This is a genomic window from Hymenobacter jeongseonensis, assembly GCF_015694725.1.
Lineage (GTDB): Bacteria > Bacteroidota > Bacteroidia > Cytophagales > Hymenobacteraceae > Hymenobacter > Hymenobacter jeongseonensis.
Window position 1 is genome coordinate 588,498 of the sequence record NZ_JADQDQ010000002.1, and the last position, 21,058, is coordinate 609,555.

12 protein-coding genes are annotated in these 21,058 nt (G+C 60.4%); 7 read left to right on the forward strand and 5 right to left on the reverse strand.

Annotated features, from left to right (window positions below; all coding sequences use genetic code 11):
- Positions 1 to 53 precede the first annotated feature (53 nt).
- From uvsE to I2I05_RS06165, 4 genes are all read right to left on the reverse strand, one after another.
- Positions 54 to 1,052, reverse strand: coding sequence for a UV DNA damage repair endonuclease UvsE (uvsE, locus tag I2I05_RS06150; protein WP_196281339.1), 999 nt, complete (start codon positions 1,050 to 1,052; stop codon positions 54 to 56).
- A gap of 110 nt (positions 1,053 to 1,162) precedes the next feature.
- A complete protein-coding gene (locus I2I05_RS06155) occupies positions 1,163 to 1,861 on the reverse strand; it encodes a carboxypeptidase-like regulatory domain-containing protein (RefSeq protein ID WP_196281340.1) in 699 nt (232 codons plus the stop codon).
- A 107-nt stretch (positions 1,862 to 1,968) separates the two neighbouring features.
- Positions 1,969 to 2,613 carry a hypothetical protein gene (locus I2I05_RS06160; RefSeq protein WP_196281341.1) on the reverse strand — a complete coding sequence of 215 codons (645 nt, stop codon included), beginning with the start codon at positions 2,611 to 2,613 and terminating at the stop codon, positions 1,969 to 1,971.
- Positions 2,614 to 2,740: 127 nt separating this feature from the next.
- On the reverse strand, positions 2,741 to 3,979 hold the full coding sequence (locus tag I2I05_RS06165) for a metallophosphoesterase (RefSeq protein ID WP_196281342.1): 1,239 nt from the start codon (positions 3,977 to 3,979) through the stop codon (positions 2,741 to 2,743).
- A gap of 126 nt (positions 3,980 to 4,105) precedes the next feature.
- On the opposite strand from I2I05_RS06165, the gene radC reads away from it, so the two are divergent.
- Entirely contained in the window at positions 4,106 to 4,900 is a 795-nt protein-coding gene (gene radC / locus I2I05_RS06170; protein ID WP_196281343.1) for a RadC family protein, read from the forward strand.
- A gap of 409 nt (positions 4,901 to 5,309) precedes the next feature.
- Positions 5,310 to 7,055 carry a tetratricopeptide repeat protein gene (locus tag I2I05_RS06175; protein WP_230688177.1) on the forward strand — a complete coding sequence of 582 codons (1,746 nt, stop codon included), beginning with the start codon at positions 5,310 to 5,312 and terminating at the stop codon, positions 7,053 to 7,055.
- A gap of 218 nt (positions 7,056 to 7,273) precedes the next feature.
- On the opposite strand, the gene I2I05_RS06180 is transcribed toward I2I05_RS06175, so the two are convergent.
- On the reverse strand, positions 7,274 to 9,736 hold the full coding sequence (locus I2I05_RS06180) for a M1 family metallopeptidase (RefSeq protein WP_196281344.1): 2,463 nt from the start codon (positions 9,734 to 9,736) through the stop codon (positions 7,274 to 7,276).
- Positions 9,737 to 9,831: 95 nt separating this feature from the next.
- Here I2I05_RS06180 and I2I05_RS06185 point away from each other — a divergent pair, with 95 nt between their 5' ends.
- From I2I05_RS06185 to I2I05_RS06205, 5 genes are all read left to right on the forward strand, one after another.
- Entirely contained in the window at positions 9,832 to 10,443 is a 612-nt protein-coding gene (locus I2I05_RS06185; RefSeq protein WP_196281345.1) for a DUF1684 domain-containing protein, read from the forward strand.
- Between the two features lie 154 nt (positions 10,444 to 10,597).
- Entirely contained in the window at positions 10,598 to 11,389 is a 792-nt protein-coding gene (locus I2I05_RS06190) for an MBL fold metallo-hydrolase (protein ID WP_196281346.1), read from the forward strand.
- Positions 11,390 to 11,827: 438 nt separating this feature from the next.
- Positions 11,828 to 14,263 (forward strand): phenylalanine--tRNA ligase subunit beta, encoded by a 2,436-nt coding sequence (gene pheT, locus I2I05_RS06195; RefSeq protein ID WP_196281347.1) that lies wholly within the window; start codon positions 11,828 to 11,830, stop codon positions 14,261 to 14,263.
- A gap of 356 nt (positions 14,264 to 14,619) precedes the next feature.
- Entirely contained in the window at positions 14,620 to 17,643 is a 3,024-nt protein-coding gene (locus I2I05_RS06200; RefSeq protein WP_196281348.1) for a M16 family metallopeptidase, read from the forward strand.
- Positions 17,644 to 17,923: 280 nt separating this feature from the next.
- Positions 17,924 to 20,923, forward strand: a complete 3,000-nt coding sequence (locus I2I05_RS06205) for a M16 family metallopeptidase (protein ID WP_196281349.1) — start codon at positions 17,924 to 17,926, stop codon at positions 20,921 to 20,923.
- Positions 20,924 to 21,058 lie beyond the last annotated feature (135 nt).

A 21,058-nucleotide genomic window follows, 5' to 3' on the forward strand; every position in this document is an offset into this window, starting at 1 on the left:
GGAAAGAATGAGGAATACGCGGGAGCAAACGGCCACGAAGGCAAGCTGGGTGCTCACGGTTGTTCGCTTTGTGCCACTGCTTTTTTGGGGCGTTTGGTTTTGGCCGGGGCGTTGGGGTCAGGCGGCAGCGTGAGGGGCGGGCTGGGAATGTTGGGCGCGGGCGCGCTCAGGCCTAGCTCGCGCAAAATGGCCACGGCGCGCAGGGCGCTGGCTTCCTTGTTCTTAATTTCCAACATCAGGTCCATGTCGAGGCCGTGCAGGTTGGTGAGGAAGTCGCGGAACCGCTCGTCCACCAAATCATCGGTGTGCTTGCCTTTGCGCTCGCCCAGCGCCTGCGAGCTGTAGTCCATCATGGGCACGCCGTCGCGGGTGGGGTGCCAGGTGGCGGTGGCCAGGCGCAAGGCCTCGTCCATGGGCTCGCCGTGGTTGAGGCACTCGTGGTGGAAATTGTCGAACAGGATGGGTACCCCGGTCAGCTCGTGCAGGTGCAAGCAGTTGCGCAGCGGAAACAGCCGGTCGTCGTTTTCCACCACCACGCGGGCTTTCACGGCCGCGGGCAGCGTGGCGTGCACCGCCGCAAACCGGCTAATGGCCAGCTCCCGCTCTCCGTACAGCCCGCCCACGTGAATTTGCAGCTTGGCCGTGCCGTCCAAGCCCATCAAATCCAGCATCGAGCCTTGGTACACCAGTTCCTGAATGCTGCGCCGCACGATGTCAGGACTGGGTGAGTTCAGGACCACAAACTGGTCGGGGTGAAAGCTCACCCGCAAGTCATTGGCTTTGATATAGTCGCCGATGGCCTGGAATTCGGCCGCGAAATGGGTTTGCCAGGAAAAGGTGTTGATTTCGTGCGAGCCGAAAGGCACAATGCCCGAGCCCATCCGAAAAAAGAGCAGGCCCTGGGCCACGTTCCATTCCAGCATGCGGCGCAGGCAAACCAAGTTGGCCGATACCGCCGCAATCAGGCGTTCTTCTGAGTACGACGCCAACCGGAAGGTATTGGCGGCGCTGCAATCCATCGCCTCGTTCACGCAGGGATACCCAATTTTCATACCCTGAGCTTACGGGAAAGAATGGATGGCAGTTATCCAACAGGTTGCCCCCCGTCATGCTTCGCGGTGCGCTGCATGACGTTCCATCGTTGTTCCGTTGCTTTTTCGTCCTACGGCTCGTACCCGCGGTTGTCCTTAAACGCCTTGTTGTATTGCGCTTTGGCTTTGCGGGCCTTCTCAGCTTTTTGCTCGGCTTCAAGCTCCTCCATCTTGCGGCGCTGCTTGCCCTCGCGCGAAAACTGGTCGTAAATCAAACTCACCGGGCTTTGAATGGTGGGCACCGGCGCCTTGGGTGCGGCGGAGTCAACGGCAAACAACGGCTTGGGTTTGGGGGGGCGCTGGGGCCCTTTCACTACCGGTTGGGCAGGCTTTTTCATGTTGCGCAGCGCCCGGTTGACAAGGGCGCGGTCGGCGCGGTCGCTGGTCACCTGCACTTCGCCCAAGCGCACGCTGTCGCGCTCCAGCTGAATGCGCACGATGAGCTGCGAGAGGCCGGTGCCGCCCAGCAGCAGCCGCTGCGGCTTGTAGCCCAACGCCCGAAACAGGATGGTATCGGTGGGCAGCGCGTCCACGGCAAAGTTGCCAGCGGCACCGGTTACCACGCCGCGGCGGGTGCGCTGCACCTGCACCGTGGTGCCCGGCATGGCCTGCCGGGTGTCGGCGGCCGATACCGTGCCGCTCACCCGCACTTGCTGCTGGGCCTGCGCCGTGCCGGCCGCCCCCAACCACAGCAAGACGGTGGCCAGCAGCCACCGCCTCCTAACTCCATTGCCGGCCAGCACTTTATTCAATACACCCGAATTTATCACGTCGCACTAACACAAATCAACAACAAAGTTGTGCACCAGGGAGACAAAAAAGGCCCGCACCGTTGCAGGTGCGGGCCAATCAGGGCTCAGCGGCATGCCGCTAGTCGTTATTTAATGACGGATTTGCCGCCTTCTTCTTCCTTCATTTTGATGGTGCCGTCGTCGCCATCAATCTTGGTTTTGTTGCCCTGGGCGTCTTTGATTTTAACGTCGCCGTCGGCCTTTACTTTCATTTTGCCGCCTTCAGCCGACATTGTGCCTTCGGTGGTGGTCGTGCTCATATCCGAGTTCATGTCGGTCGTCGTCGACATCTCGGGCTCGTCGTCCTCCATGCCGTAGTAAGTCATGCGGCTCGACTCGTAGGCCTGGTACTGCGTGGGGTCGGCGAAGATGGTTTTGAACTCTGCATCGGTGGTCGCCATCGACTCGCGCATGGCGGCGGCCATGCCGGTGGTGTCGGTGGCGTACTTGGTTTGCATTTCGCCCATCTGGCGGTAGCGGTTCACGTACACCGTGCGGATTTTGGTTTTCGTGGCCTCGTCCGTGATTTTCATGTCGGCCACCATTTTATCGGCAATGCGCTGGGCGCGGGCTTCGATTTGGGCATCCGTCATCGGGCCCGTGGTGGTGGTAGTGGTGGTCGTCGTCATGCCGTCGCCAGCGGCAACGGTGGTATCGGTGGTTTTTTCCTGCGAGCAGGAAGCCAGCGAAAGGGCAGCAGCGCCCGCGAGGATTAAGAGGGAATTTTTCATGGGAAGGGAATAAAAGAAAACAACCGGTATGGTTAAGTTGTTGAGGGCCCTTTACGGCAAGCCCGTAACGGATGTTACCACAACCGTTTATTTCCTATCTGGCCCGGGTTGAACAGCGGCCGTTTATCTAAGCCCGGCGCAATTCAAATACTGTGATTTCCGGGAGGAAGCCCACGCGTCCTGGGTAGCCCAAATAGCCCAATCCGGTGTTCACGTACAGTTTTTGGCGGCCTTGCTCGTACAGGCCGGCCCACTGCTTGTACACGTATTGCACGGGGCTCCATTTCAGGCCGGGCAGGTTTAGGCCGAACTGCATGCCGTGGGTGTGGCCGCTCAGCGTCAGGTCGATGTCGGGGTAATTCAGCACCTGCGCTTCCCAGTGCGAGGGGTCGTGCGAGAGCAGGATTTTGAACGGCGCATCGCCGCTGTGGGCGTGGGCCTGGGGCAGGTTGCCGTGCTTGGGAAAGTTGGCGTGGCTGCTCCAGTTTTGCACGCCCAGCACGGCAATTTTATCGTCGCCCCGCGTGATGGTGTGGCTGGTATCGTTGATGAGCGTCCAGCCCATTTGGGCGTGGTTCTGCATCAGCCGCTGCAGGTTGGCCTGCTTTTCGGCCGGGCTTTCCCACTGCACATAGTCGCCGTAATCGTGGTTGCCGAGGCTGGAGAAAATGGGGTGTTTCGACTCAATCTTGGCCAGGGCCGGCATGTGCGGCTCTACTTCGGAGGCGCGGTTGTTCACAAGGTCGCCGGTCATGAGCACGAGGTCGGCGGCCTGTTTATTAATCAGCGCCACGGCCCGTTCCAGCGGCTCGGTGGAGTTGAAGCTGCCGGTGTGTAAGTCGGAAATCTGCACCACTTTGAAGCCGTCGAAGGAAGCCGGCAGGTTGGGGAAACGCAGCGTCACGCGGCGCACCTGGTAGTCGGTGGCGCCGCGCACCATGCCCCAGAGCAGCGCCACAAACGGAATAGCGCCGAGGCCCAACGCCAGCTTCGCCAGAAATTCGCTGCGCGGAATGGCATCAACGTCCACGCCCGCGGGCTTCGTGGCCGAGCTCATGGCCCAGCGCACCAGCCGGGTCACGTCTTCCAGCAGCAGCGGAATCAGAATAAAAAACTTGCCCGCCAGCAGCAGCAAGGGCAGGCTCATGAGGTAGCTTTTGAGCACGGTATTGCCCGCTTGGCGGGTCGAGCCGGCCCAAAAAGCCAGGCCCCACACGCCCACAGAAACCACCCAGTATAGTATCGAAATAACGCGGCGCGCCGCCAGCGACTGGTGTTGCGCCAAGGTGCGCACTGCCTGATACCCATACCATTCGGCCAGAACAATCAGGGCCAGAACCAACCATAAAACCAACGGATTTCGCATAATCAGAATTGAAGCGGACGGTGCCGCCGTAGCTAAACGCCACAGCTGGCTTGGTGTTTAAACGTGCCCGCCGAGCTTTTGCTTTACATTTAATTGACATTTCCCCCTCTACCAACCCCGTGCCGCATGGAAGCACCTGACAGCCTGACCGAACGCCCTACTCTACCGGTTACAACGCCTCCCCTACCGGTTACAACGCCTCCCCTACCGGGTACGACTCCGCCCTACGCGCCGCCTGGGGCCCTCGGCATTAAAAGCTGGGCCGAGGAAGACCGGCCCCGCGAAAAGCTGATGGCCAAAGGCCGCGCCGCTCTCTCCGATGCCGAACTGATTGCCATCCTGCTCGGCTCGGGCACCACCAAGCTGACCGCCGTAGACGTGGCCAAGCTCATGCTGCAAGGCGTGGGCAACGACCTCAATGCGTTGGCCAAGGAAAGCGTGAAGCAGCTCTGCCGCCACCCCGGCATCGGCGAGGCCAAGGCCATTACCGTAGTGGCCGCCCTGGAGCTGGGCCGCCGCCGCAAAGAAGCCGACGCCGCCCCGCGCACCACCATCACCTGCTCCCGCGACATCTACCAGCTGATTCGCCCCAACCTGATGGACCTGCCGCACGAGGAATTCTGGGTCATTCTCCTCAACAGGGCCAACGTGGTGATGCGCAAAACGGCCATCAGCCGCGGCGGCGTGGCCGGCACCGTGGCCGACCCCAAAATGATTTTCAAGGAAGCCCTGGAGCAGCTGGCGAGCAGCATTATTCTGGTGCACAACCACCCCAGCGGCAACCGCAACCCCAGCGCCGCCGACATTCAGCTCACCAAGAAGCTGAAAGAAGCTGGCAACTTCCTGGATTTGCCCATTCTCGACCACCTCATCTACTCCGACCAAGGCTACTACAGCTTTGCCGATGAGGGCATGCTGTAGCGTCGCCCCGGCACTCCTGCCCCGGCCGGGGCGGCTTGGTGGCAGGTGCGGTATTGGCTTGATATAAAGATTGAGTGTTCTGGCTATGGGAAACGAACGCGCCTGTTTCTTGGCTCATCGACCCAATACAAGCACGCCCCTGCCTACCGTTCCTCGTAGCGAATGCCCGGAGTTCGCGGCAGCAATGGCAAACGAGCCTAATACCCGTCGCTCAGCGCAACGAATGCAAGTGCGGCTGAAATCATTTGTAATACCGAGGGATTTACCCTAAATTATTACCCGTTTCCCCTGGCCGGCTTTCCCACCTTGGTCCCAGTTCAGCTTATTAGGAATGCTTAGGGTTAAGCTAGAGTGCCAGCCTTGATTTCGGCTTCCCAAAGCCGGAGTAATCACCTTAGGCCCTACCCGCATGAAGCCTCATCGCATCTGCACCATGGTAGCAGCGCTGGCGTTGCTCACCGGCTGTTTCACCAAGCAGCCACCGACGGGCCGTGCGGTGGCACCCCCGGTCCAACCCCTCACGGTGACCTCTTGCGCGGCCCCCGTCACGGCCGATACCGCGTGGTACGCTTCCGGCCAAAAAGCCCCGCTGCTGCCCGGCCTCACGGGCATCACCATGGCCATCAGTTCGCCGCGCCCGGAAGCCGTGGCTTATTTTCGGCAGGGCCTCATGCTGGCATATGGCTTCAACCACGCCGAAGCTGCCCGCTCGTTCCACGAAGCCACGCGCCAGGACTCGACTTGCGCGATGGGCTACTGGGGCTTTGCTTACGTACTGGGGCCCAATTACAACGCCGGGATGGAGGCCGATAATTTTGTCCGGGCCTACCGCGCCGTGCGGCAGGCCCAGCGCCTAGCGCCCCGCGCCACCCCCCGCGAGCAAGCGTTGATTGCGGCCCTGGCCCGGCGCTACCCGCCTACCCCGGTGCCCGACCGCTCCGCCTACGACCGCGCCTACGCCGCGGCCATGGGCGGGGTCTACCGGCAATTCCCCGACGACCCCGACGTGGGCGCCCTCTATGCCGAGGCCCTGATGGACCTGCACCCCTGGGACATCTGGCAGAAAAATGGCCAGCCCCAACCGTGGACGGCAGAAATCATCTCCACCCTGGAGCAGGCTTTGCGGCGCAGTTCCCAGCACGCCGGGGCCAACCACTTTTACATCCACGCCACCGAAGCCTCGGCGCACCCCGAAGCGGCCAATGCCAGTGCCCAGCGGCTGACCCGCCTGGTGCCGGGCGCCGGCCACTTGCTGCACATGCCGTCGCACACCTACATCCGCACCGGGGCCTACCACCAAGGCACGCTGGCCAACCAGCGCGCCCTGCAAGCCGATAGCACCTACACTGCGGCCTGCCACGCCCAGGGCGCTTACCCGCTGGCCTACCACCCGCACAACTACCACTTTCTGACGGCCACAGCCACCCTCGAAGGGGCCAGCCGCTTGGCGCTGCAAGGCGCGGCCAAACTAGCTGGCCACGTAAGCAAGCCCCTGATGAAAGACCCGGTGTTGGGGCCCTCGCTGCAGCATTTTTACACCATTCCCTACAACGTGGCCGTGAAATTTGGGCGCTGGGACCAAGTGCTGGCTATGACCAATTTCGACACCACGCTGGTGTACCCGGAAGCCATTCGCCATTACGCCCGGGGCATGGCCTGGGCCGGAAAACAGAACCTTGAGCCGGCTCGGCGAGAACTGGCGCAGCTGCGGCGGCTCGCGCGGGATACGGCGGCGCTGAAGGGCATTCTGTTCGGCATCAACCCCATGCGGGCTATCCTGGAAATTGCCCAGCGCGAGCTGGCGGGCGCCATCCTATACCGCGAGGGCCGCTACCCGCAAAGCATCGCGGTATTGCGCGAAGCCGTTGCGCTGGAAGACCAGCTCAAATACAACGAGCCGCCGGACTGGTTCTTTTCGGTGCGTCACCAGCTCGGGCCCGTTCTGCTCGCGGCCCAACGGTACCAAGACGCCATCGACGTGTACGAGCAGGACCTGGCGCGCTTGCCGCACAACGGCTGGGCCTTGTCCGGGCTCTACCAAGCACAGCGCGCGGCCGGCCAAGTTGCGCAGGCGCAACACACCAAACGGGCGCTGGATGCGGCCTGGCAGTGGGCCGACACTAAATTGGTGGCGTCCGTTGTGCAACCGCAATAGCTTCATCACCAGCTACGGGCAGCCCGTTCGCCCCGCAGGTCGGCATCTGCCTCGGCCAAGAGAAGGCCATCGTATAATTCTCCGAGCGTAATCGCCTCTCACAGCATAGTGTCCGGGCAAGGCATAGGAAATTTATCACGGGCGCATAGTTGGTACAATGGACTGCGTTGCAGCGAGTTCGACCAAACGGTATTTCACCCTTGGCCCAACCATGCCTCTCATTTCGCAGCATTAATTTCCGTTGCTGCCTGTTCAACCAACGCCGCAACTTGAACCCCGTTGGGACGCGTGGACTGCCGCTTCTGAATCTGCCGCAGCAGGTCAATCAGGCGCTCGGAGTTGATGTAGGGTTTGTATTTTACCGTCAGGTCTTTGATGCGGCCGATGCCTTGCGCCAATGCCGTTGGGTCGTCGAGCCGCCCGAGTATATCGCCGAAACCGGGCAGCATATCGAACTGGCCCGTAGCGTCGGCGGCATCGTATTTAGCCAGCATTAGAGGCCAGTGCTCCGGGCCGCCCGCCTGACCATACACATTCACCAAGGCAGCGGTGAGGGCGCCTTTGTTGTCGGTTTCGAAAGTCTTGGCCCGAGCCAGCGCCTGCCCAGGATTCAGCGGCACCAGTCCCAGGAGCGCCGCCCCCTGCACACGGTACGACTTGCTGGCGAGAGCCTTGGCAAAGACCGAAGCGTAACGCTTTTCATTCAGTGAGCTCAGAGCATTGAGGGCGGCGGTTTGCACCTGCACCGAGGCATCGGCCACGGCCAGCTTCTCCAGTTGGGGAGCGGCGGCTTGGCGCAGGGCAACGTTTTTGAGGTCGAGCAGTTGGATGGCCATTTCGCGGAGCGCGGCCGACTTGTCGGCCAGGCCCGCCACCAGGATTTGCTGCGCTAGTGGGTTCGCTTGCTGGGCTTGGGCGGCGGTGAGGGCTTCGCGGCGGTCGAGGTAGCGCGGGGCGTGGCGGTACTGGTAGGCAAATTCGGCCAGGGTTTTATGGTCTTGCTTCTGCCACACCAGCACTTTTGCAGCGTCCACGTTCACTAAGCCGGGCTTGGTGGCGGCCGGGAAATACAGCGTGTCCACGGCGTGGCGCAGGGTGGCGGGGAAGTGCTGGGCGCGGCCGTTGGTGTAGAGGTCTACCGTGAGTGGCAGCACGAACGGCTCGCCGGCCTGGGTTTGGCGCACCACCACGGCCTGGCGCTTGCGGGCAGCATCCCATTTATAATCGATGGTGACCACGGGGTGCCCGGCGCGGTAATACCACTGGTTGAAAAACCAGTTCAGGTCCTGGCCCGAAGCTTCTTCGAGGGCCAGCCGCAGTTGGTGGGGCTCGCCGGTACCAAAGGCATTCTGCTTGAGGAAGCGCTGCAAGCCTTGGAAAAACACGTCCTCGCCCACGTGAGCCCGTAGCATGTTCAGAATATTGCCGCCCTTCTGGTACACCACGGCGTCGAACATATCGTCCTTCTCTTGGTACTGCGGGCGCACCACGGGCTTCAGAAAATTGCTGGGGTTGCGGAAGTAGGTGCGCAGGCTGATGTCGGCCTGCTGCTGGCCAGCATCGGCGCCGTACTCGTGCTCGGCCCACAGCACCTCACTGAAGTTGGCAAACGACTCGTTGATGGTCAGGTTGCCCCAGCTTTCGGCCGTCACGTAGTCCCCGAACCAGTGGTGAAACAGCTCGTGGGCAATTTCGCGCTCCACGCCGGCATACTGCCAGTCCAGTAGCTCACGCGCCGAGCCCTGGGCCTGCTCGCCAAAGAGCGAAGCCGTGGTGTTTTCCATGGCACCGGCCACGAATTCGCGGCACACCACCTGGCTGTACTTGCTCCAAGGATAATCAACCCCGAGGCGTTGGGAGAAAAACTCCAGCATGCGGGGCGTCTTCCCAAAAATGGCCCGGGCCTGGGCCGCGTACTGCGGCTCGAGGTAGTAGTTCACTTCCTTGCCGCGCCAGGAGTCTTTGGTAATGCGGAAGTCGCCCACGGCCATCATAAACAGGTAAGGTGCATGCGGCTCCTCCATTTTCCAGGTGTCGGTGCGCAGGCCGGGGCCGGCGGCCACTTGCTGCACCAACTTACCGTTGCTGAGCGTGACGTACTTACTGGGCACGGTCAGGCTGATTTCTTGGGTGGTTTTCTGGTTGGTTTCATCGATGGTCGGAAACCAGACGGAGTTGGCGTCCGGCTCGCCCTGCGTCCAGATTTGCACCGGCTTGCCTTTCACGGCACTATCGGGGTTGATGAAATACAGGCCCTTGGCCCCGCGGATGGCCGCGCCGCCCTTGGTGCCCAGCTCGTCGGGCTTGGCCGTGTACTCGAGGTAAATGGTGTACGGCTCGCCCGCGGGCACCACGCGCCCCAGCCGAATCAGCAATTGGTGCTGGTTGTAGTCGTATTTCAGCGGCGTGGTGGTGCTGCCTTGCACCAGCGCTACCATATTGATGTCCATGCCCTTGGCGTCGAGCCGCAGCGTGTCGGTGGCTTGAGCGTAGGGCTTTAGGGTCACCCATTCGCGCCCGTACAAGTAGCGCTTGGCGTAGTCGAACCGAACATCGAGCTTGGTGTGCACCAAGTTGTTGACCTGACGAGCGGTGGGCCGCTGAGGCAGAGTGGCCGGTTGCTGGGCAAAAGCCGAAAAGAGGCCGCCCAGGTAGAAGGCCAGCAAGAAGAATTTGCGCATGAGGCAGAACAAGCAAGTACCGGGAATGGTAGTCGGGGCCAAAGATGCCGCCCGGAGTGCCTGCGGTTGCCTACCTTTTCAAAAAGAAATTTCGAATGATTAAAAAAATAGCAATTGCCCTCGCCGTAATAGGAATTATTTTCTATTCCTTGAACGACACAAAACTCGACATCAGCACTTTTTCGGCGCAGATAAATAAAGCCCGCAAAGAAAAAAATAAGTCCTTTCGCCAATCTGAAAATTCGCCCCTGGCTACTGCAGAAAAGGCAAGTTTTGACAGTCTGAAATATTATCCGGCCAATTTAGAATTTGTAATTAATGCCGCTATTTCTCGCAACGAAAAACCCGACACGGTAACGATGCAAATGAGCGATAATCGCACGGAGAAATATTTAAATTGGGGCAAGGCCAAATTTGATATAGAGAAAAAGCCGCAGCAATTAACCATTTATTTAAAAGCGTCCGGCAAAGATTCAACCCTATTCATCCCGTTCACCGACCTCACCAACGGCAGCGAAACCTACGGCGGCGGCCGCTACCTCGATGCGCCGGTTCCCAAGCTCAATGTGGGCGAGCTGAAGCTGGATTTTAACTCCGCCTACAATCCTTTCTGTGCTTACAATAACGAATACAGCTGCCCGGTGCCCCCGGCCGACAACCGCCTCCAGGTAGCTATTCCGGCCGGCGAGAAGTCGTACCACGAGTAATTCGGTCGGTGCTGGTGCCGCTGGTGCTTTAACGGCTCGCAAACTTGTGCGAGGCAACTGGGTTATGGTCACGATTTTCGGTGGCGGCTCCTGCCACAGGGCCAAGCCACTGGAAAATCCCAGTGACAACTCTTAACCAACAAACGAAAAACCGATGAAATTCACCCTTCTTCTCTCGGCCGCGCTGGCGGCTTTCGCGGCTTCGGCGCAGGCTCAAACGGCCACCCCCACCCCGGTTGCGCCGCGCGTGGCCGCCGACCAAATTGCAACCAAAAAAGGCCCTCTCACGGTGCAGCCCATCACGCACGGCAGCGTGGTGCTGACGTGGAACGGCAAAACCATTTACGTGGACCCCTATGGCGGGGCTGCGGCTTATGCCGGGCTGGCCGCGCCCGATGTTATCCTAATCACCGACATTCACGGCGACCACCTCGACCCGCAAACGTTGGCGGGCCTTTCCGTGGGCAAAGCCCTCATGGTGGTGCCCAAAGCAGTGGCGGAGAAGCTGCCGGCAGAGTACAAGGCGCAGGTTCGCATCCTGAACAACGGCCAGCGGCTCGACACGCTGGGGATGACGGTGTCGGCCATTCCGATGTACAACCTGCCCGAAACGGCCGACGCGCCGCACACCAAAGGCCGCGGCAACGGCTACGTGCTGGGCTTGGGCGGAAAAAACGTCTATTTATCCGGCGACACCGAAGACATTGTCGAAATGCGTGCCCTCAAGGGCATCGACGTGGCCTTCGTGTGCATGAACCTGCCCTACACCATGGACGTGAACCAGGCCGCGCAGGGCGTACTGGCCTTCAAGCCTGGCATTGTGTACCCCTACCACTACCGGGGCCAGAACGGCCTGAGCGACGTAGACGGCTTCAAGAAAACCGTGAATGCGGCTAACAAGAAAATTGACGTGCGCCTGCGCAACTGGTACCCAGCGGCCCAGTAAGGCAACCGAACACCGCAGAACGTCCTGCCGAGCCGTGAGCTTGGCAGGACGTTTTTTTTGTGCCAACGCCTAACTCACCAATTAGTTGAGGGCACCAGCATTAGCTGGACCAATCGGCACGCCAAAAACCTCCCTTTGCCTTTCTGACCCCTTTTCTTGAAGCTGAATTTCGCTGCTTGCCTCTGCCACTGAGAAGATGCTAGTGCAAGGGCCCGTGTTGGCCTGGCATGGCCCCACGCCACGCCTCCACCAACCAGGATGGCTAAGGCATATCTGTTAAAGACAAGCACAGTAAGCAGCGGCTGACGACTCTCCGGCAGGAGCAAGTATTCTTATGAAGCCAGCTCCCATTTCTTCTTAGCTGGCTTTCCCTGGTTTGTACCTTTGCCGTCCGGCCCTGCTCACGGGCCTTCGGCAACCGACTACTGACACCTCCTCATGCGCATTTCCTTAGACTGGCTTAAAACCCTCATTCCGACCGACAAACCTGCTGCTGAAATTGGCGCTCTGCTCACCGGCTCGGGGCTGGAAGTGGAGAGCCTGGAGGAGCTGGAAAGCATTCCCGGCGGGCTGCGCGGCGTGGTTTTGGGCACAGTACTCACCTGCGAGCCCCACCCTGATGCTGACAAGCTCAGCCTGACAACCGTGGACGTGGGCGACGATAAGCCCCGGCAAATCGTGTGCGGCGCCCCCAACGTAGCCGCCGGCCAGCGCGTGGTGGTGGCCTTGGAAGGCGCCACGCTCTACCCCGCGCAGGGCGAGCCGTTCAAAATCAAGAAAAGCAAAATCCGCGGCGCGGCCTCCGAGGGCATGATTTGCGCCGAAGACGAAATCGGCCTGGGTACCTCGCACGCTGGCATCATGGTGCTGGAAACCGAGTTGCCCAACGGCACGCCGGCCGCTGACTACTTCGGCCTGGGCTCCGATACGGTGTATGAAATCGGCCTCACGCCCAACCGCGCCGATGCCGCCTCGCACTATGGCGTGGCCCGCGAGCTGCGCGCCTTGCTGCGCCAGCCCTGCCACTTGCCGGATGTCAGCGGCTTTGTGGCGCCCGAAACTGCGGCGATGAACATCGGCGTGACCATTGAGGACGCGGAAGCCTGCCCGCGCTATGCGGGCTTGCTGCTGGAGAATGTGCACGTGGGCGCCTCGCCGGAGTGGCTGCAGCGCCGCCTCCGCAGCATCGGCCTCTCCCCCATTAATAACGTGGTGGACGTAACCAATTTCGTGCTGCACGAGCTGGGCCAGCCCCTGCACGCCTTCGACGCCGAGCAAATCACGGGCGGCCAGATTCGCGTGAAGCGCGCCGAGGCCGGCGAGAAGTTCGTGACGCTGGACGGCTTGGAGCGTAGCCTGAAAGCCGATGACCTGATAATTGCCGATATCAACGGCGTGCCTATGGCCCTGGCCGGCGTGTTCGGGGGCAAGACATCGGGCGTGAGCGACGCTACCACCCGCGTGTTCCTGGAAAGCGCCTACTTTGGGCCTGCTGCTGTGCGCCGCACTTCGCAAACGCACCAGTTGAAAACCGATGCATCGTTCCGCTTCGAGCGCGGCACCGACCCGAACATGGTGCCGGTAGCGCTGCAACGCGCCGCCTTGCTGCTCCAGGAAGTGGCCGGAGCCACCGTGGCCGCGCCCATCGTGGACGAATACCCAACCGCCATCAAGCCTACCACGGTGCGCCTACGCCTGCCCCGCGTGGAGCGGCTGGTGGGCCAGTACATCGCGCCGGAACGCATCCGCCAGATTCTGACCGACCTGGACATTGTCATCACCGACGAAAACCTGGATGAAGGCGACCAAGCTACGTGGCTGCTCTCGGTACCGCCGCACAAGGTGGACGTGACCCGCGAAGCCGACATCATCGAGGAGATTCTGCGGATTTATGGGTACAACAACGTGGCACTACGGCCGAACAACTCGGCTTCCTATTTGGCCAAATTCCCGAACCCCGACCCGGAGGTAACGCGCGTTAAAATTGCTTCGCTGCTCAGCGGGCAGGGGTTTTCGGAAATTCTGACCAATTCGCTCACCAACTCGCAGTATTTCGATAAAGAAGGCGACGCCGATACATCATTGGTGCGCATTCTGAATTACAACAGCGTTGACCTGAACGCCATGCGGCCGACGCTGCTGCATTCGGGGCTGGAAATCATTCGGCACAACCTCAACCGCCGCCAGCGGGACTTGAAGCTGTACGAATTCGGCAAAGTGTACTCGCAAAACGAGAACGGCAAGTACCAGGAAAAGAACAAGCTCGTGATTTACCTGACGGGCAATGCGGCCGGCGAAACCTGGCAGCGCAAGTCGGAAAAAGCTACTTTCCACGACTTGGCCGGCGCGGTGCAGCAGGTGCTGGCGGCGCTGGGCTTCGGCGGGGCCGTATCGCAGCCGGTGCAGCAGGCGTACCTGGCGGGCGGCCTCACGCTGCTGGTGCACAACCAGCCCGTGGCGCAGTTCGGGGCCGTGGCGGCATCGGTGCTCAAGCGCCTCGACGTGACGCAGCCGGTGTGGTACGCCGAGCTGGATTGGGATGCGCTGAGCAAGAAATACAAGCCGACTTTGGTGGCCCGCGAACTGTCCAAATTCCCGGAAGTGCGCCGCGACCTAAGCGTGGTGGTGGACGCCAGCGTAACCTTCGACCAGCTCCGTCAGATTGCGCAGCGCACCGAGAAGAAGCTGCTGCAAAGCATGAACGTGTTCGACGTGTACGCCGGCGAAAACCTAGGCGCGGGCAAGAAATCCTACTCGGTGAGCTTCACCCTGCAGGACTTCACCCAAACGCTCAGCGAGCAAGCCATCGACCAGGTGATGCAGCGTCTCATCGGCCAGTTTGAGAAGCAGGCCGGCGCCGTTATTCGGCGCTAGCGTCAGCAAATCCGAGCCCTTAAGCGGGACGTTGACACTGGGTCGACGTCCCGCTTTTTTTGTCGTTGCCTTGCTTTCTTGTTGAATATATCGAGCACTCCTTAGCGCCGCTAAACCCTCGTGAAAACAACTTAATTCACAACGCACCACACACGCTTGCCACGGTAAATTGAACAAACCGGCAAGGCCCGTTTCCTGCTTGCAATAGCGGTGCAACCCAAGCTGGTTTTCGGGTACCTTTAAGCCCCGCCGTACGTCTGTTGCTCAACGCTTCCTCATCATTTGGTTGCATGGGCGTTGCTAAGTTGCGGGCCGAATTGTTCTGCATTCATTTTACCACCACCATTTTTCCTCGAATGAAGTATTCAGCTTTACCCATTTTGTGCGCGGCAATGCTCGCAGCGGCTCCGGCCGAAGCACAGAAAAAACCAGCGACCAAACCAGCTGCCAAATCGGCCACCGCTCCTGGCAAGGCGCTCACGACCACGGCCGGCGGCACCAAGCTGGTGGAGAAAGTCACGAAGCAGCCCGGCCAGTTAGTGATTCCGTATGAGAAATACGTGCTGCCGAACGGCCTCACGCTCATCGTTTCGGAAGACCACTCCGACCCCTTGGTGCACGTGGACGTGACTTATCACGTGGGTTCGGCCCGTGAGGAAATCGGCAAGTCCGGCTTCGCCCACTTCTTCGAGCACATGATGTTTCAGGGCTCCGACCACGTCGGCGACCAGATGCACTTCAAGTTCGTGACCGCCGCCGGGGGCACCCTCAACGGCTCGACCAACCAGGACCGCACCAACTACTACGAGACTCTGCCGAGCAACCAGCTCGAAACCGGCCTGTGGCTGGAGGCCGACCGTATGGGCTTCCTACTCGACGCCGTGAGCCAGAAGAAGTTTGAAATCCAGCGCTCGACCGTGAAAAACGAGCGGGGTCAGAACTACGATAACCGCCCCTACGGCCTCGCCGGCGAAACCGTGAGCAAGGCCCTGTATCCCTACGGCCACCCCTATTCCTGGCTGACCATCGGCTACTTGGAAGACCTGGACCGCTCGAACCTCGACGACCTGAAGAACTTCTTCCTGCGCTGGTACGGCCCGAACAACGCCACCCTAACCGTGGGCGGCGACGTGCAGCCGGCCCAGGTGGTGAAGCTGGTGGAAAAGTACTTTGGCAGCATCAAGCGCGGCCCGGCCGTGGCCAAGGCCAAGCTGCCCGCGCCCGTGCTCACCGCCGACCGCTACGTGAGCTACCAGGACAATGTGCGCTTCCCGATGCTGCAAATGGTATTCCCGACAGTGCCCGCCGGTCACCCCGACGACATTGCCCTGACTGCCTTGAGCGACATTTTGGGCGGCGGCCGCACCTCGCTGCTCTACAAAAACCTGGTGAAGAACCAGAAGGCCACCCAAGCCAGTGCCAACCAGCGCAGCTCGGAGCTTGCCGGCCAATTCGGCATCACGGCGCTGGCCTTCCCCGGCAAGGGGCTCGACAGCATGGAGTACATCGTGCGCAACACGCTGGCCGAGTTTGAAAAGCGCGGCGTGCAAGACGAGGATTTGCAGCGCTTCAAAGCGCAAGCCGAGGCCCAAGTGGTGAACGGCCTGGCCAGCGTGAGCGGCAAGGTAAGCCAACTGGCTGCTAACCAGACCTACTACAACAACCCAAACTACCTCACCGTCGAAACCAAGGAGCTCAAAGCCCTGACCAAAGCCGACGTGCAGCGCGTGTACGACAAGTACATCAAGGGCAAGAAAGCCGTGATTTTGAGCGTGGTATCGAAGGACGGCAAGATTGCGCCGGCCAAGCCCGACAACTTCACCGTGGACAAGGCGGGCTACCAAGCCCCCAAAAACGAGTACGCCGGCTTGAAGTACGTGAAGCCCACCGACACGTTTGACCGCGCCAAGCAGCCCGCCGCCGGGGCCAACCCGGTGGTAAAAGTGCCCGTTCTGTATCAGGAAACGTTGGCCAACGGCTTGAAAGTCGTGGGCACGAAGAACACGGAGATTCCAGCCGTGACCATGCGCCTCACCATCCGCGGCGGCCACCGCCTCGAGCAGGCCATGCCTGGCAAGGCCGGCATCGCCCAGCTCACGGCCAGCATGCTCAACGAAGGCTCGGAAAAGTACACCAGCGAGCAATTCACGGCGGCCCTCAACAAGCTGGGCTCGCGCGTGAGCGTAGGCGCCGACGACAACGAAACCATCGTGAGCGTGCAGAGCCTGACCAAGAACCTGCCCGCCACCATGGCCCTGCTCGAGCAGCGCCTGCTGCACCCCCGCTTCGACGCCCAGGACTTTGCCCGTGTGAAAAAGCAGCAGGTGGAGCAGATTGCCAACTTCGCCAATCAGCCGGCCGTCATTGCTGACCTGACCTACAACCGCCTGGTATACGGCGGCAGCAACATCGCCGGCACGCCCGTGGCCGGCACCACCGCCTCGGTGAGCAGCCTGACCTTGGAGGACGTGAAGGATTTCTACAACAAGTACTACGCCCCCAACGTGAGCTACCTGGTGGTGGTAGGCGACGTGGACCAGCAGGCGCTGACGCCCCAGTTGGGCTTTCTGAAGAACTGGGCTAAGAAGGATGTGACCGTGCCCACCGACATGGCCGGCGTGCAGCCCGACAAAACCACGGTATACTTCGTAAACAAGCCCGGTGCCGCGCAGTCGGAAATCCGGGTGGGCTACCTCACCGACCTGCCCTACGACGCCACCGGCCCCTACTACCGCACCACGCTGGCCAACTACGTGCTCGGCGGCGCCTTCAACTCGCGCATCAACCTGAACCTGCGCGAGAACAAGGGCTACACCTACGGCGCCCGCTCGGGCTTCGGCAGCAGCCGCTACGCGGGTCCGTTTACGGCCTCGGCCGGCGTGCGCGCCGATGCCACGGCGGCCTCGGTGAAGGAGTTCATGAGCGAAATCACCAACTACCCCAACGGCATTTCGGACGAGGAACTGACCTTCCTGCAAGCGTCCATTGGCCAGAGCGATGCCCTGCGCTACGAAACCGGCCAGCAGAAAGCCGGCTTCCTGGCCCGCTTGGTGGAGTACAACCTCGAGCCCAGCTACGTGCAGCAGCAGAGCGACATCCTGAAGAAGCTGACCAAGGAAGACGTGCAGGCTTCGGCCAAGAAGTACTTGCCAGCAGATAAGATGTACATCGTAGTGGTGGGCGACAACAAGCAGCTGCCGGCTATCCAGGCCCTGGGCTACCCCGTGGTGGAACTGGACGTGGACGGCAAGCCCGTGGCCGCAGTAGCTCCGGCCGCTGCCCCAGCCGAAGCAGCTGTGCCCGCGGCCGATGACAAGATGAAAATGAAAACCGAAGACGGTGGCAAAATGAAGGTAAAAACCAAGAAAGGCAAGTCCTAGCCGCTTGGTGCCACCGGCATGTAACCGATAAAAGCCCGTTCTGCTTCGCTTAGCAGGACGGGCTTTTTTGTGGAACAACCTGAGCCATACGGGAAGGCGGCCTTGGGCGGACCGTTGGAGCGGTCGTAAAGCACCGGACCGATTGGTTCAATCAGTAGGCCGACATTATGCCTTAAAGATAAATCCCCGGCCTTACCTTTCGCATCACTAAGCCTCGGCAGAATATGTAGACGAGGACACTCTTTACTTCATTTCTCATTTTTCCCTTTTCCAGCAAAAAATGAATTTACGTTTCCTGTCCACTTTGGGCTTGGCCCTGGTGACCAGCATTAGCTTCGCCCAGCAAAAGCCGGCCGCCAAAGGCGCTAAGGCACATGCTGCCAAAACGGCGCTCACGACCACGGCCGGCGGCACCAAACTGGTGGAGAAAGTCACGAAGCAGCCCGGCCAGTTAGTGATTCCGTATGAGAAATACGTGCTGCCGAATGGCCTCACGCTCATCGTTTCGGAAGACCACTCCGACCCCTTGGTGCACGTGGACGTGACTTATCACGTGGGTTCGGCCCGTGAGGAAATCGGCAAGTCCGGCTTCGCCCACTTCTTCGAGCACATGATGTTTCAGGGCTCCGACCACGTCGGCGACCAGATGCACTTCAAGCTGGTGACGGCTGCTGGCGGCACCCTCAACGGCACTACCAATACGGACCGCACCAACTATTTCGAGACGTTGCCGAGCAACCAGCTCGAAACCGGCCTGTGGCTGGAGGCCGACCGCATGGGCTTTTTGCTCGACGCCGTGAGCCAGAAGAAGTTTGAAATCCAGCGCTCGACCGTGAAAAACGAGCGCGGCCAACGCGTGGACAACGCTCCCTACGGGCGGTCCGGCGAAATCATCAGCCAGGCGCTGTACCCCTACGGCCACCCCTACTCCTGGTCCACCATCGGCTCGCTCGAGGACCTGGACCGCTCGAACGTGGACGACCTGAAGAACTTCTTTTTGCGCTGGTACGGCCCGAACAACGCTACGCTCACTGTGGGCGGCGACGTGCAGCCCGCCCAGGTGGTGAAGCTGGTGGAGAAATATTTTGGCAGCATCAAGCGCGGCCCGGCCGTGGCCAAGACGGTGGTAGCAACGCCTAAGCTGGCTACTGACCGCTACGTGAGCTACCAAGACAACGTGCGTTTCCCCATGCTGCAGGTGGTATACCCTACTGTACCCCACGGCCATGCCGATGAGTTGCCCCTGGACGCCTTGGCCGACATCATCGGTGGCGGCAAAAATTCGTTGATTTACAAGAATATGGTGAAAAACCAGAAAGCCGTGCAGGCCCAGGTTTATCAGCAGAACTCGGAGCTAGGTGGGCAGTTTACTTTTGTGGCCCTCCCCTTCCCTGGCAAAGGCCTCGACAGCCTCGAAAACATCGTGCGCAGCACCATGGCCGAGTTTGAGAAGCGCGGCGTGACCGACGAGGACCTACAGCGCTTCAAAGCGCAGACCCGCGCCCAGACGGTGAACGGCCTGGCCAGCGTGAGCGGCAAAGTGAGCCAGCTCGCCGCCAACCAGACCTTTTTCAACAACCCCAACTACCTTACGGTTGAGACCAAGGAGTTGAACGCCTTGACCAAAGCCGACGTGCAGCGGGCGTACGATAAGTACCTCAAAGGCCAGCACGCCGTGATTCTGAGTGTGGTGCCCAAAACCGGTGGGGTTGCCCCTGCCAAAGCCGACAATTTTACGCTGGACAAATCGGGTTACAAGCCGGGCAAAGACGAGTATGCAGGTCTGAAGTACGTGAAGGCTACTGACAATTTTGACCGCAGCAAGCAGCCCGCTGCTGGTGCCAACCCGGTGGTAAAAGTACCCGCGTTGTACCAGGAAACGTTGCCGAACGGCTTGAAAGTTATTGGCACGCAGAACACGGAGATTCCAGCCGTGACCATGCGCCTGACCATCCGTGGCGGCCACCGCCTGGAACAAACCATGCCCGGCAAAGCCGGCATTGCCCAGCTCACGGCCAGCCTGCTCAACGAAGGTTCGGAGAAGTACACCGGCGAGCAAATGAGCGCCGCCCTCGACAAGTTGGGTTCGCGCATTTCGGTAGGTGCCGACGACAACGAAACCATCGTGAGCGTGCAGAGTCTCACCGCCAATCTGCCCGCCACCCTGGCCTTGCTCGAGCAGCGCCTGCTGCACCCTCGTTTTGATGCCCAGGACTTTGCCCGCCTCAAAAAGCAGCAGCTAGAGCTAATTGGCAACTTCGCGACGCAGCCTGCCGTGATTGCTGACCTGACTTACAACAAGTTGGTCTACGGCACGAGCAACATTGCCGGCACTGCAGTAGCAGGCACCACTGCTTCGGTGAGCAGCCTGACTTTGGAGGACGTGAAGGAGTTCTACAGCAAGAATTACGCTCCCAACGTGAGCTACTTGGTAGTAGTGGGCGACGTGGACCAGAAGGCCCTGACGCCCCAGCTCGGCTTCCTGAAAAGCTGGGCCAAAAAGGACGTGACCATTCCGGCTGATGTAGCCGGCGTGCAGCCCGACAAAACCACGGTCTACTTCGTGAACAAGCCCGGTGCTGCGCAGTCGGAAATCCGCGTGGGCTACCTCACGGATATGAAGTATGACGCCACCGGCCCGTACTACCGTGCTTACTTGGCTAACTACCTCCTGGGCGGCGCCTTCAACTCGCGCATCAACCTAAACCTGCGCGAAAACAAGGGCTACACCTACGGCGCCCGCTCGGGCTACACCGGTACGCAGTATGCCGGTCCGTTTACGGCCCAGGCTGGCGTGCGCGCCGATGCCACGGCCGCTTCGGTGAAGGAGTTCATGAGCGAAATCACCAACTACTCGAATGGCATTTCCGACGAGGAACTCGCCTTCCTGCAGTCATCGGTAGGCCAAGTAGATGCCTTGCGTTACGAGACCAGCCAGCAGAAAGCCGGCTTCCTGGCCCGCTTGGTGGAGTACAACCTCGAGCCCAGCTACGTGCAGCAGCAGAGCGACATCCTGAAAGCGCTGAAGAAGGAAGACGTGCAAGCATCCGCTAAAAAGTACTTGCCGGCCGACAAAATGTACATTGTGGTAGTGGGCGACAACAAGCAGCTTCCCGCTATCCAGGCCCTGGGCTACCCCGTGGTGGAGCTAGATGTGGACGGCAAGCCCGTGGCCGCTGCGCCCGCCCAGGCCGCCGCTCCGACCGACGAGAAGATGAAAGTCAAGACCGAGGACGGGGGCAAGATGAAGGTGAAGACCAAGAAGGAAAAGGGTAAATAACCTCCTTTGGTACTCCCAGACTGAGTCCATGAGCGGGACGTTGGCGTAAAGCCGGCGTCCCGCTTTTTGTTGTGGCTGGTTGAGTTGACTGAGATTTTTAAGCCGTAATAATCCTTGACTTATTGGGCACGACAA